We start from the raw sequence: 12,907 nt of genomic DNA on the forward strand, positions 1-12,907 counted from the left end.
GCTGACAGACTGGCCCGCATGCAGCGCATTGTGGTTCTGGCCGGCGGGATCGGGGGCGCCCGCTTCCTCCGTGGCCTGACATCAGCAGCCCCGGACGCGGACATCACCGTCATCGGCAACACCGGTGACGACATCCACCTCTTCGGCCTCAAGGTCTGTCCCGACCTCGACACCGTGATGTACACGCTCGGCGGCGGCATCCACGAGGAGCAGGGGTGGGGCCGCGCCGACGAGACCTTCGCCGTGAAGGAGGAACTGGCCGCCTACGGCGTCGGCCCCGAGTGGTTCGGGCTGGGCGACCGCGACTTCGCCACGCACATCGTCCGCACCCAGATGCTCGCCGCCGGCTACCCGCTCAGCGCCGTCACCGAGGCGCTCTGCGAGCGGTGGAAGCCCGGCGTGCGACTGCTGCCGATGAGCGACGACCGCGTCGAAACGCACGTGATGATCGACGACCCGGACGGCGCCGAGGGTGCCCGCAAGGCCGTGCACTTCCAGGAGTACTGGGTGCGGCTCCGGGCCCAGGTGCCCGCACACGCGATCATCCCCGTCGGCGCGGAGCAGGCGAAGCCGGCGCCCGGTGTGCTGGAGGCGATCGGCACGGCCGACGTCATCCTCTTCCCGCCGTCCAACCCGGTCGTCAGCGTCGGCACCATCCTCGCCGTGCCCGGCGTCCGGGAGGCCGTCGCCGCCGCCGGCGCGCCCGTCGTCGGGCTGTCGCCGATCGTCGGCGACGCGCCGGTGCGCGGCATGGCCGACAAGGTGCTGGAGGCCGTCGGCGTCGAGTCCACGGCCTCGGCGGTCGCCAGGCACTACGGTCCCGACCTGATCGACGGCTGGCTGGTCGACACCGTCGACGCGGCGCGGACCGCCGAGGTGGAGGCCGCCGGCATCCGCTGCCGGGCCGTCCAGCTGATGATGACGGACGTCCCGGCGACCGCGCGGATGGCCGCCGAGGCCCTGGCCCTGGCCGAGGAGGTGCGCGCGTGACCGAGGCCCCGTCCTACCGCGTCTGGGCGCTGCCCGGACTGCCGGAGGTCCGGCCCGGCGACGACCTGGTCAAGCTCGTCGCCGCGGCGGCCACCGCCGAGGGCCTGCCCGGGCTGGCCGACGGCGACGTCCTGCTCGTCACCTCGAAGATCGTCAGCAAGGCGGAGGGGCGCGTCGCCGAGGCGCCCGACCGCGAGGCGGCGATCGACGCGGAGACCGTCCGGCTGGTCGCCCGGCGCGGCCCGCTGCGCATCGTCGAGAACCGGCTCGGCCTCGTCATGGCCGCCGCGGGCGTCGACGCCTCCAACACCCCCGAGGGCACGATCCTGCTGCTGCCCGAGGACCCCGACGCCTCCGCCCGCGCGCTGCGCGCCGGGCTCCGGGACACGCTCGGCGTGGACGTCGGCGTGATCGTCACCGACACCGCCGGACGGCCCTGGCGCGCCGGGCTGACGGACATGGCGATCGGCGCGGCCGGGGTGCGCGTCCTGGACGACCTGCGCGGCGGCACCGACGCGCACGGCAACCCGCTGACGGCCACCGTCGTCGCCACCGCCGACGAACTCGCCGCCGCCGGCGACCTGGTGAAGGGCAAGGTGGCCGGGCTCCCGGTCGCGGTCGTCCGCGGCCTGCCGCACGTCGTGTCCTCCGCCGGGGACACGGCGGGCGCGCGGAAGCTGATCCGCTCGGGCGCGGACGACATGTTCCGGCTGGGCACCTCCGAGGCCGTCCGCGAGGCGGTCCGACTGCGGCGCACCGTGCGGGAGTTCACCGACGATCCGGTGGACCCGGGCGCCGTACGCCGCGCCGTCGCCGCGGCCCTCACCGCACCGGCGCCCCACCACACCACCCCGTGGCGCTTCGTCCTCCTGGAGTCCGAGGAGTCCCGGCTGCGGCTGCTGGACGCCATGCGCGACGCCTGGATCGCCGACCTGCGGACCGACGGCCGCTCCGAGGAGAGCGTCGCCAAGCGCGTCCGCCGCGGCGATCTGCTGCGCGACGCGCCCTGTCTGGTGGTGCCGTGCCTGGTCATGGACGGCTCCCACACGTACCCGGACGCGCGGCGGGCCACGGCCGAGCGCGAGATGTTCGTCGTCTCCATGGGCGCCGGCGTGCAGAACTTCCTCGTCGCGCTGGCGGCGGAGCGGCTCGGCTCCGCGTGGGTGTCCTCCACCATGTTCTGCCGGGACGTCGTCCGCGACGTCCTGGAGCTTCCGGCCGACTGGGACCCGATGGGGCCGTGGCGGTGGGACGGCCCGCGGCGGCGCCTCGGGAGCGGGCGGAGCGGGTTGCTGACGCGTTCGTCGTGGTGCGGTAGCGCTGCGCTCGGCTGGTGCGGGGCATTCGGGCGCCGCCCCCAGCCCGTCCGGCGTTTGAGGACAGCGCGCGCAGCGTGCTGCGGGGGTGCGGGGCTTGCCCCCGCGAGAAACGGTGAAAGGGCGGGGCTGGGGCCACTTCCCCTGGGCCCACGCGGCGTCCGGGCCCTGACAGTGTCCGGGCAGCGGGCCGGTGGGTGGGGGACGGTGCCCCGGTCCCGCCCTTTCACCGTTTCTCGCAGGGGCTCCGCCCCCGCACCCCCGAGCGCGCCTGCGGCGCGCGTCCTCAAACGCCGGACGGGCTGGAGAGTTACAGGTGCCTGATGTCGTTCACCGAGAAGCGCGGCGCCCGCCGCTCCGGGCGGATGCCCGTGAGGAGGATGAGGCGGCAGGCGCGGTGGCGCTGGCCGGTGTAGGGGGCGAGGAGTTCGAGCATGCCGGCGTCGTCGGTGCCCCGGGCACCGGTGAGCGCGTAGCCGATCGTCTTCGGCAGGTGCAGGTCGCCCACGGTCACCGCGTCCGGGGCGCCGTTGCTGCGCTGGAGGGTTTCCGCGGCCGTCCAGGGGCCGATGCCGGGGACGAGCCGCAGCCGGGCGGCGGCGCGTTCGTCGTCCATCGCCGCGGCCTCCTCCAGGCGGGCGGCGACGCGGGCCGCCTGGACGACGGTCGCCGAGCGCTTGCCGTCGACGCCGGCCCGGTGCCACTCCCAGGAGGGGAGGAGGGCCCAGGCGCGGGCGTCGGGCATGACGCGCATCCGGCCCGCGGGCCCGTCGGCGGGGCCCGGCGCGGGCTCGCCGTGCCGTTGGAGGAGCAGCCGCCAGGCGCGGTACGCCTCGTCGCTGGTGACCTTCTGCTCCAGGATGGAGGGGATCAGCGACTCCAGCACCAGCCCGGTGCGGGCCAGCCGCAGGCCGGGGTGGCGGCGGTGCGTCTCGTGCAGGAGGCGGTGGCGCGGGGTGAAGGCGGTGGGGTCGTCGTCCGCGCCGAGGAGCGCGGGGAGGGTGTCCAGGAGCCAGTTCGCGCCGGGTCCCCACGCCTCGGCGCGCACCTCGCCGGCGCGCGCGGCGATCCGGACGGTGCCGGGGCCTTCGGGGGTCCGGCTGGCGCGCCAGACGGCGCCGTCCGGGGCCACGCGGTACGCCGGGTCGCCGGGGCCGCGCGCCAGGACGCCGAGGGTGCGTCCCAGGTCGAGGGGGCCCGGCGGGGCCCAGGTACGGGTGGCCATCCGGCCAGGGTAACGCCGGGATCCGGCCAGTGGGCGGCCCGCCGGTCACGCTGGAGGCCCGGCTGGGGGCGTCCCGGATCCCGGAGTCCGTCGCACCCCCGAACCGGGGTGTCGCGACGACCGCCGGACCCCGGGAGGCCCGGCCGCCGTCCCCGCTACTGGTCCGACGAGAAGCGCACCGCGCCGCACGGGATCCGCGCGTCGCACCACACCCGGGCGCCCGCCCGGAGTTCGTTGTCGGCGCCGATCTCCGCGTGGTCGCCGACGACCGCGCCGTCCAGGACCGTACGCGCCCCGACGCGCGCCCCCGCGCCCACGAGGGAGTCGCGGACGGAGGCGCCCGCCTCGATGACCGCGCCGTCGAGGACCGTGCTGCCGTCGACCCGGGCGCCGGACGCGACCCGCGCGCCGGCGCCGATCACCGTGCCGCCCATGAGCTTGGCGTCGGGGGCCACCTCGGCGGTGGGCAGCACCAGGCGCTCGCCGCAGCGGCCGGGGACCGCCGGGGAGGGGGCGCGGCCGAGGACGAGGTCGGCGGAGCCGCGGACGAACGCCTGCGGGGTGCCCAGGTCCAGCCAGTAGGTGGAGTCGACCATGCCGTGCAGGTGGGCGCCGTCGGCCAGCAGGCCGGGGAAGGTCTCGCGCTCGACGGAGACCGGCCGGCCGGCCGGGATGGTGTCGATCACGGACCGGTTGAAGACGTAGGCGCCGGCGTTGATCTGGTCGGTGACGATCTCCTCGGGGGTCTGCGGCTTCTCCAGGAAGGCCGTGACGCGCCCGTCGGCGTCGGTGGGGACGAGGCCGTACGCCCGGGGGTCCGTCACCCGGGTGAGGTGGAGGGAGACGTCCGCGCCCGCCGTGCGGTGAGTGGAGATCAGGGCCTCGATGTCGAGCCCGGTGAGGATGTCGCCGTTGAAGATGAGCACGGGGTCGTCGGGGCCGGAGTGCAGCCGGTGGGCGACGTTGCGGATGGCGCCGCCGGTGCCCAGGGGTTCGACCTCGGTGACGTACTCCAGGTGCAGGCCGAGCGCCGAGCCGTCGCCGAAGTACGGCTCGAAGACCTCGGCGAGGTAGGAGGTGGCGAGCACGATGTGCTCGATGCCCGCCGCCCGGGCCCGGGCCAGCTGGTGGGTGAGGAAGGGCACCCCCGCCGCCGGGACCATGGGTTTGGGCGTGTGCACGGTGAGCGGACGCAGCCGGGTCCCCTTGCCGCCGACCAGGAGGATCGCTTCTCTCGGAGGCGGCTGATGCGGTTCAGTCAACGTGTTCGTCTCTGCTTCCTGGTGGGGCCGGGCCGTGAACGGCGGCCAGTGTATGCAGACCGCACCGGCCAGGCGGACGGTGCGCCTCCTCTTAGGGCCGGTCGGCTTGGGGCCGGTCAGCGCCCCTGGAGCCGGGCCGCGGTGCTGCGGGCGGTGCCGAGCTTGGCGTAGAGGCGGTCGCCGGGGCATTCGGTGGAGTAGCCGTCACGGTGTCCGGAGATGACCTTGAGTTTGACCTTCGCCCCCTTCTTGAAGAGGTTCCCGCCGGCCGACACCAGGGTCGTGGTGCCGCGGGGGTTGGCGTTGTACAGGCCGAGCTTCCAGGCGGTGAGGGCGGCCACGGCGTTCACCGCGGCCTTGGCCGGGCTGGTGGTCCCATAGGTGCCGAGCACCGCGATCCCCATGCTGTTCGTGTTGAAACCGAGAGTATGGGCGCCCTTGACGGGCTTTGCCACCCCGCCTGCCCGGCCCTCGTAGACGGTGCCGCACTTGTCGATGAGGAAGTTGTAGCCGATGTCCCGCCAGCCGCTGCTGACGACGTGATAGCGGTAGATACCTCGGATGACGGAGGGCGACTGGGCGCAGGTGTAGCCGTTGCCGGAGGCGGTGTGGTGGACGAAGGCCGCCTTCACCTTCTTGGTATAGACGAAGCCCCGTTCGCGCATCGACTCGTCGGCGCCCCAGCCGGCGCGGGTGACGATGCGGGGGCGGGGGCCGGCGTGTCCGGCGTAGGCGGCGCCGGTGTCGGTGTCCTCGTCGGCGGCCGAGTCCATCGGGCCGTTCTCGCCGCTCACACCGGCGTCACCGTGCGCACCGGTCTCCCCGGACTCGCCGGACTCGCCGCTCGTGTCCACGCCCGTGCCCCCGCTCGCGTCCGACGCGTCACCGGGGTCCGTACCGTCGGCCGACCCGGCCGGCCGGCCGGACTCGGCCGATCCCTCGGCCCCCGCGCCCTCCGCCGCCGAGGCGTCCTCCTCCGCCCCGGACCGGCCGCCCGTACCGCCGGCGCTGTCTGCCTTGCCCGACTTGTCCGAGGACGAGCTCACATTGGCGCCCGGCGCGACCGCGGTGAGCGTCGCGACCTCCTCGGCGGTGGGCCGGTGGGTGGCGGCGGGGATCTCGTGGGCGCCCAGCGGGGCGAGCGGCGAGTTGGCCGCGGAGGTGGCGCGTTCCTCGTCGTCGGGGGCGGGCGCCGCCGCGCGGGAGCGGGTCCGGGCGACAGGCGCCGAGCCGGGGTCGACGAGTTCGGCGCGCAGTCCGCGCGGCAGCGTGGCGGAGCCCGCCGGCCGGCCGGCGGCGGCGCCCGGCCGGACCCGTACCTCGATGGCGTCCGAGGCCCCGACCCACAGCGGCGCCGAGGCCCCGCGCAGGCCGGAGCGCGCCTCGGAACCGTCGGGCCGGTCGAGGTCCTGGACCTGGACGTCCTGCCAGCCGGACCAGGCCCGGCCGCCCACGGCCCGGGTACGGACCTGGGCCCGGCCGCGGAGCTCGGCCCCCACGTCGTCCCAGACGATGCCGACCATGGAGAACGGTTTCACCCGCTGGGGCCGCAGCCCCCGGACGCCGGTCACGGCCGGCTGCGTCTGGGTCCTGCCGTGCAAGGTGGTTTCTGAGCCGTCCGCGGTCGGCAGCGGGACGAGGGGCAGCGAGTACGTCGCGCCGGGGATCCGCGCCGGGGCGGCACCCGGGGCCGCCGCCGCGCCGGGGGCCTTCGGCGGGGCGGCGGCGGCCGGGCGGGCGGGCGCGGAGGCCGCACCGGACGCGCCGAGGACGGGCAGGGTCAAGGTGGCGGCACAGGCGGTGACCGCCGAGGTGACGAGGAATCCACGCATGACACAGATCCTGCGCATATCCAGTCAAACCTGTCCATTCCTATCCAGTCGTCCGGTGACGGCCTGTCGGCCCGCGACGGCCCGCGCACCGCGCCCGTCCGACTGACCGTCACGCCCCGCCCGGCGTACCCTTCCGGAGATGAACGCCACCGACCGCACCCCCGCCGACCTGCTGCGTTCCGCCCTCGCCGCGGACCCGACGCGCCCGCTCGTGACCTTCTACGACGACGCCACCGGCGAACGCGTGGAACTGTCCGTGGCCACCTTCGCCAATTGGGTGGCCAAGACCGCCAACCTGCTCCAGGGCGAGCTCGCCGCCGCGCCCGGCGACCGCCTCGCGCTCCTCCTCCCCGCCCACTGGCAGACCGCCGTCTGGCTGGTCGCCTGCTCGTCCGTCGGGGTGGTGGCCGAGGTGGGCGGCGACCCGGCCGCGGCCGATCTCGTGGTGACCGGCCCGGACCGACTGGAGGAGGCGCGCGCCTGCTCCGGGGAGCGCGTGGCGCTCGCCCTGCGCCCGCTGGGCGGACGCTTCCCGCAGCCGCCGGAAGGCTTCCTCGACTACGCCGTCGAGGTCCCCGGCCAGGGCGACCGCTTCGCCCCGTACGCCCCGGTCGACCCGCAGGCCCCGGCGCTCGTCGTGGACGGGCGGGAACTGACGGGTGCGCAGGTGGTCGAGCGGGCGCGCGAGGACGCGGCGGGACGCGGGCTGGAGCCCGGTGCTCGGCTGCTCTCCGGGCTGGCGTACGACACGTGGGACGGCCTCTCCGCCGGCCTGTACGCCCCACTGGCCGCGGACGCCTCGGTGGTGCTCTGCCGTCACCTCGGCGAGCTTTCCGAGGAGGCCCTGGCACAGCGCCGGGCGAGCGAACGCGTCACCGTGACGGCCCTCTGACGGCCCTCTGGCGCTGCCGGGTCGCGACTCCGGGGCGATGATCGGCGGGTAGGCACCCCGAGACCCGCTCCGGAGGGAGTCGCGCACCCGTGGCCCACAGCTCAGGCGCACCTCTCCGGCCGTCCGGCCCCTCCGACCCCGGCGCGGACGGCGGCTTCCGCACGCCGCGGCGCCGCCGCCGCTGGGTGCGCCGGCTGCTGCTGGGCCTCGCGGTGCTGCTGGTGGCCGTGACGGCGCTGACCTGGGTGCTCTACGCGCGCCTGGACGGCAACATCACCACGGACACCCGCACGGCGAACGAGCTGGCGCAGTACGAGCGGGAGCGTCCCACCGCCCTGGTCGCGGGCGCCCAGAACATCCTGATCATCGGCTCCGACACCCGCGGCGGCGCCGAGAACGGCAAGTACGGCACGGACAGCGGCACCCAGCGCTCGGACACCACGATTCTGCTGCACCTCGCCGCCGACCGGCGGAGCGCGACGGCCGTCAGCATGCCGCGCGACCTGATGGCGAAGATCCCGAGCTGCCGTAAACCGGACGGACGTTACACCAACGAGCATTTCGCCCAGTTCAACTGGGCCTTCGAGGACGCCGGCGCCGCTTGCACCATCCGCACCCTGGAGAACATCACCCACGTCCGCGTCGACCACCACATCATCGTGGACTTCGCCAGCTTCAAACGGCTGGTGGACGCGGTCGACGGGGTCGAGGTCTGCCTGAAGAAGCCGATGGACGACCCCGACGCCCGGCTGAAGCTGCCCGCCGGCCGGCAGGTGCTGCACGGCGAGGCGGCCCTCGGCTACGTCCGCGCCCGGTACGGCCTCGGCGACGGCAGCGACACCGAACGCATGGGTCGTCAGCAGGAATTCCTGGGAGCCCTGTTCCAGGAGATGCACAGCGACGGGGTGCTCCTCAACCCCACCCGGCTCTACCCCGTGCTCGACGCGGCCACGAAGTCCCTCACCACGGACGCCGGGCTGGACTCCCTCCGCAAGATGTACGACCTGGTGCGCACGGTGCGCAACATCCCCACGGACCACGTCCAGTTCCTGACCGTGCCGCGCCGGCCGTACCAGTACAACGCGGACCGCGACGAGTTGGTGCAGCCGGACGCGGACCACCTCTTCGAGCTGCTGCGGTACGACCGGCCGGTGCCCGTCACCGCCCACGTCCGCCCGGCCGACGGCAAGAACGCCGATGACAAGAACGCCGAAGGCGAGAACGCTCAAGGCAAGAACGCCCGAGGCACCGGGGGCGCCGGGGGCAAGCGCCCCGCGCCGCCCCGCGAACCGGACCCCTCCGAGGCTCCGGCGGAGGCCCCTGCCACGGGTTCCGGGAGCCCGTCGCCCACCGCTCCCCCCACCTACGAGGGCACCACGGCCGCCCGCGGCATCTGTGGTTGACGGCACCGGGGGTACGATCGGACTTTTCGCCCCGGCGAAAACGTCGGGGGCGGTACTCCGGCGAAGAGATGGGGCGGAATGCCCAGTTGTAGGGGTGCGTGATTTGTCACTGACGTCGCTAGCCGCTGAACTGGGCGGATAGTGTGAGCGGTCCGGTGCGCACGGCCGGTGACCGCGCACTGCAAGACGACATGACCGAGCGCCTCGGGGGTAGGCGCCGCGTGGCACCGACGGAGGACTCAAGCGACCGTGGACGCGCAAGGCCGTGGGCGGGCGGACGGCATCGACCCCGCCGACCAGTGGGTGTTCGACCCCAAGACCGGCAGCTACGAGCTGCGCCTCGACCCCTCCGACACGTCGGGTCCCTCCTCTGACCATGTCTCCCCAGCCGGCGCGCGGTCCAATCCCGTCGGCGGCAATCCGCCCGGCGGCACCTCCGGCCCGCGGAAGAAGCCCGTACCGGGCGCGCGGCCCGGCGGGCGGCCCCTCCCCGAGCAGCGTGGCGGCCGGCGGGCCGGCAAGGCGCCGGCCGGGAAGGCCGACAGCGCGGCCGCCGCGGCGGGCCGCCGCAAGGCGAAGCCGAAGAAGAGCACGAAGAAGAAGGTCCTGCTGTGGACCGGCGGCACCCTGGCGTTCGTGCTGGTGGGCGGCTCGCTGGGCGCGTACCTCCTCTACGAGCACCTCAACGGCAACATCGAGAAGGTCGACGTCGGGGTGGACAACGAGGCCGTCCCCGACGGCCCGGTGAACATCCTGGTGATCGGCACGGACAAGCGCTCGGGCAAGGGCAACACCGGCTACGGCGACGACGGCAGCGTCGGTCACGCCGACACCACGCTGCTCTTCCACGTCGCCGAGGACCGCTCCAACGCGACGGTGATCTCCATCCCGCGCGACATGATCACCGACATCCCCGAGTGCCCCACCAAGAAGGACGGCGCCACCCGGAACATCCCCGGCTCCAAGAAGGTGCGCTTCAACGAGAGCCTGGGCCAGGAGGACCGCGACCCCGGCTGCACCTGGCGGACGGTCGAGAAGATCACCGGACTGAAGGTCAGCCACTTCATGATGGCGGACTTCAACGCCGTCAAGTCGCTGTCCTCGGCGGTGGGCGGTGTCGAGGTGTGCGTGGCCAAGAACGTCAACGACCCCAAGTCGCACCTCAAGCTCTCGGCCGGCAAGCACGAGATCGAGGGCGAGCAGGCCCTGGCGTTCGTCCGCACCCGGCACAGCTTCGGCTTCGAGAGCGACCTGGACCGCATCAAGCTCCAGCAGCAGTTCCTGAGTTCGATGATTCGCAAGATGAAGTCGGACGACACCCTCACCAACCCCAAGAAGCTCTACGACCTCAGCAACGCGGCCACCAAGTCGCTGACCGTCGACACGGGCATAGGGTCCATCACCAAGCTCACCAGCCTGGCCAAGGAGCTGAGCAAGGTGAGCCTGAAGAACATCACCTTCACCACGCTGCCGGTCCTGGACAACCCCGCCGACGGCAAGCAGCGCAAGACGGTCATCATCGATGAGGCCAGGGCCGAGCCGCTGCTCGCCATGGTCCGCGAGGACGTCTCCCTCACCGAGGTGAAGCGCAAGGAGAAGGCCGCCAAGGACAAGGCGGACGCCGCCGCGAAGGAGAAGGACGCCAAGCAGGCGGCCCTCCTCAAGGGCCCCAAGGCCGAGCCGGCCAAGGTCCGCGTCAAGGTGCTCAACGGCAGCGGGAAGGTGGGCGCCGCGCAGGAGACCGTGACCTGGATGCAGAACATCAAGGCCATGCCGCACGCCGGCAACGGCGGCAACGCGGGTCCCGGCGGCCAGAAGGTCTCCAAGACGGTCCTGCAGTTCGCCCCCAACCAGGCGGACCAGGCACGGACCCTGGCGGAGGCCATGGGCCTGCCCGCCGACGCCCTCCACCAGACCGACAAGGACGCGGCCCCCTTGGCCGAGATGACCCTCACCCTCGGGGCCGACTTCAAGGGGGCCGGTGTGCCGGTCACCCCGCCGAAGGCCCCGAAGCAGGCCCCCAAGGACATCCAGCGGGTCGAGGCGGACAACCAAATCTGCGCGAAGTGAATCCTGCGAACACACTTGTGCATCTCACTACCCGGTAACAGAGTCACCAGGTACAACGCACCTGCCCTGCGGGCCGTGCGCACCAGTCAGGGGGAGGCCCAATGCGGCTCAACGGTCTACGGGGGGAAGAGAAGGCCGACAACGGGGGCACAGAGGAGTCCGGCAAGGAGGGGGCGGCCGGCAAGGACGCCTCCTCGCCCGCCGGAAACGGCGACGGTGCCAAGGGAACTGACCGGCCGTCGGGCGGCGGCAGACCGCCGCGCCGCCGCGCGATCCGAATAGTCCGCTGGACCGCGCTCTGCCTCGCGATCCTCGTCCTCGGGGCGTCCGCGGCCGGCTACGTCTACTACCAGCACCTCAACGGCAACATACGCAAGGGCAAGCTCAACCTCGGTGACAAGCAGCTCGACCGGAGCGTCCCCAACGCGGCGGGCCAGCGCCCCCTGAACATCCTCCTCCTGGGCTCGGACAGCCGGAGCGGCAAGGAGAACCAAAACCTCGGCGGCGCCCGCGAGGACGCCGACCGACCGGGCCTCGCCGACGTCCAGATGCTCGTCCACGTCTCCGCCGACCGCAGCAACATGTCGGTCATCAGCGTCCCGCGCGACACCCGCGTGACCATCCCCAAGTGCACCGACCCCGCCGACGGCAAGGTCTACCAGGAGACCAGCAGCCAGATCATCAACACCAGCCTCCAGAACGGCGGTCCCGGCTGCACGGTGGCCACCTGGGAGGAGCTCACCGGCATCCCCATCGACCACTTCATGATGATCGACTTCGCGGGCGTGGTGAGCATGGCCGACGCGGTGGGCGGCGTACCGGTCTGCGTGAAGAGCAACATCCGCGACGACAAGTCGGGGCTGCGGCTGGAGAAGGGCACCCACACCATCAAGGGCGAACAGGCCCTCCAGTGGCTGCGCACCCGGCACGGCTTCGAGGACGGCAGCGACATCGGCCGGACCCACGCCCAGCACCTCTACATGAACTCGATGGTCCGTCAGCTGAAGTCCGGCAGCCGGCTCAGCGACCCCGGACAGCTCACCGACCTCGCCGAGTCGGCCACCAAGGCCGTGACCGTCGACAAGGACCTGGGCTCGGTCAAGAAGCTCTACGACCTCGGCAACGACATCAAGCGGGTGCCGTCGGCCCGGATCACCATGACCACCATGCCCTGGGTGCAGGACCCGCAGGACCCGGACGCCCACGTCATCCCCAAGAAGGGCGACGCCGACAAGCTGTTCTCGCTCGTCCGCAACGACATCGCGCTCGACGGCAAGGACAAGAAGAAGCCCGAGTCCGCGGACGCCAAGGGCCCGGCGCAGCACGCCGCCAAGGTCGCCAAGGACAAGATCGCCGTCACCGTCTTCAACGGCACCGGCACCCCCGTCCTCCCGCCCACCGCCGGGCGCGGTTCGGACGTCGCGGCGTACCTCGTCAAGCAGGGCTTCACCAAGACGACGTCGGACTCGACCCCGCGCGCCCAGGCCGACACCACGATCACCTATCCGAAGCAGACGCAGCGCCCCGACGCCCTGGCCGTGGCCAAGGCACTCGGGCTGCCGGAGGACGCCATCCGGCTGTCCCCGGCGGCGGAGCAGGTGACGCTGGTGATCGGCGGCGACTGGCGCGAGGGCGACACGTACCCGAAGCCCGGGGGCACCAAGGGCGACGGGAAGGGCGACGCCAAGAAGGCGGACGGGAAGAAGTCCGGCGGGAGCAAGCCGGGCGGCGGGGACGACGAGGACCCGAAGAACGGCAAGGGCAAGCAGGAAGACAACGCCGACAACAAGGCCCCGGAGAGCGCCGACCCGCTCAACGGCGACGACAAGTCCGCCTGCATGGAGGTCAACCCGATCAACCGGTTCTGACCGGTGGGGGGACGACACCGCCCCGAAAGACGACGAAGGGCCGCCCCCG

At 73.3% G+C, this 12,907-nt stretch carries 8 protein-coding genes and 1 pseudogene; 6 read left to right on the forward strand and 3 right to left on the reverse strand.

Going from position 1 to position 12,907, the window contains the following annotated elements; genetic code table 11:
• Nucleotides 1-18: 18 nt before the first annotated feature.
• Entirely contained in the window at nt 19-990 is a 972-nt protein-coding gene (gene cofD, locus ACQEVS_RS13305; RefSeq protein ID WP_433019718.1) for a 2-phospho-L-lactate transferase, read from the forward strand.
• Nucleotides 987-2,308, forward strand: a pseudogene (locus ACQEVS_RS13310) (coenzyme F420-0:L-glutamate ligase). The gene cofD and the pseudogene ACQEVS_RS13310 overlap by 4 nt, the downstream one beginning before the upstream one ends.
• A gap of 308 nt (nt 2,309-2,616) precedes the next feature.
• Here ACQEVS_RS13310 and ACQEVS_RS13315 read toward each other — a convergent pair.
• The 3 genes from ACQEVS_RS13315 to ACQEVS_RS13325 form a co-directional block, all read right to left on the reverse strand.
• Nucleotides 2,617-3,531, reverse strand: coding sequence for a DNA-3-methyladenine glycosylase family protein (locus ACQEVS_RS13315; protein WP_433019721.1), 915 nt, complete (start codon nt 3,529-3,531; stop codon nt 2,617-2,619).
• Nucleotides 3,532-3,686: 155 nt separating this feature from the next.
• Nucleotides 3,687-4,793: a sugar phosphate nucleotidyltransferase gene (locus ACQEVS_RS13320; protein WP_433019724.1), complete on the reverse strand. Its 1,107-nt coding sequence runs from the start codon at nt 4,791-4,793 to the stop codon at nt 3,687-3,689.
• 116 nt (nt 4,794-4,909) lie between these two features.
• The gene (locus ACQEVS_RS13325) at nt 4,910-6,625 is read right to left on the reverse strand and encodes an N-acetylmuramoyl-L-alanine amidase (protein WP_433019727.1); all 1,716 of its coding nucleotides are present in this window, start codon (nt 6,623-6,625) and stop codon (nt 4,910-4,912) included.
• Between the two features lie 139 nt (nt 6,626-6,764).
• Here ACQEVS_RS13325 and ACQEVS_RS13330 point away from each other — a divergent pair, with 139 nt between their 5' ends.
• From ACQEVS_RS13330 to ACQEVS_RS13345, 4 genes are all read left to right on the forward strand, one after another.
• A complete protein-coding gene (locus tag ACQEVS_RS13330; protein ID WP_433019730.1) occupies nt 6,765-7,517 on the forward strand; it encodes a TIGR03089 family protein in 753 nt (250 codons plus the stop codon).
• An 89-nt stretch (nt 7,518-7,606) separates the two neighbouring features.
• A complete protein-coding gene (locus ACQEVS_RS13335) occupies nt 7,607-8,920 on the forward strand; it encodes an LCP family protein (RefSeq protein WP_433019733.1) in 1,314 nt (437 codons plus the stop codon).
• A 249-nt stretch (nt 8,921-9,169) separates the two neighbouring features.
• Nucleotides 9,170-10,990: an LCP family protein gene (locus ACQEVS_RS13340; RefSeq protein WP_433019736.1), complete on the forward strand. Its 1,821-nt coding sequence runs from the start codon at nt 9,170-9,172 to the stop codon at nt 10,988-10,990.
• A 101-nt stretch (nt 10,991-11,091) separates the two neighbouring features.
• Complete coding sequence (locus tag ACQEVS_RS13345; protein WP_433019739.1) at nt 11,092-12,858, forward strand: LCP family protein; 1,767 nt, start codon at nt 11,092-11,094, stop codon at nt 12,856-12,858.
• The last annotated feature ends 49 nt before the right edge of the window (nt 12,859-12,907 follow it).

It is taken from the genome of Streptomyces sp. CA-181903, from assembly GCF_050937075.1.
Classification (GTDB): domain Bacteria; phylum Actinomycetota; class Actinomycetes; order Streptomycetales; family Streptomycetaceae; genus Streptomyces.

Excerpts from the sequence above, each read along its gene's own strand:
- cofD (WP_433019718.1), top strand. The coding sequence starts at position 19 with ATGCAGCGCATTGTGGTTCTGGCCGGCGGGATCGGGGGCGCCCGCTTC.
- ACQEVS_RS13315 (WP_433019721.1), bottom strand. The coding sequence starts at position 3,531 with ATGGCCACCCGTACCTGGGCCCCGCCGGGCCCCCTCGACCTGGGACGC.
- ACQEVS_RS13325 (WP_433019727.1), bottom strand. The coding sequence starts at position 6,625 with ATGCGTGGATTCCTCGTCACCTCGGCGGTCACCGCCTGTGCCGCCACC.
- ACQEVS_RS13330 (WP_433019730.1), top strand. The coding sequence starts at position 6,765 with ATGAACGCCACCGACCGCACCCCCGCCGACCTGCTGCGTTCCGCCCTC.
- ACQEVS_RS13345 (WP_433019739.1), top strand. The coding sequence starts at position 11,092 with ATGCGGCTCAACGGTCTACGGGGGGAAGAGAAGGCCGACAACGGGGGC.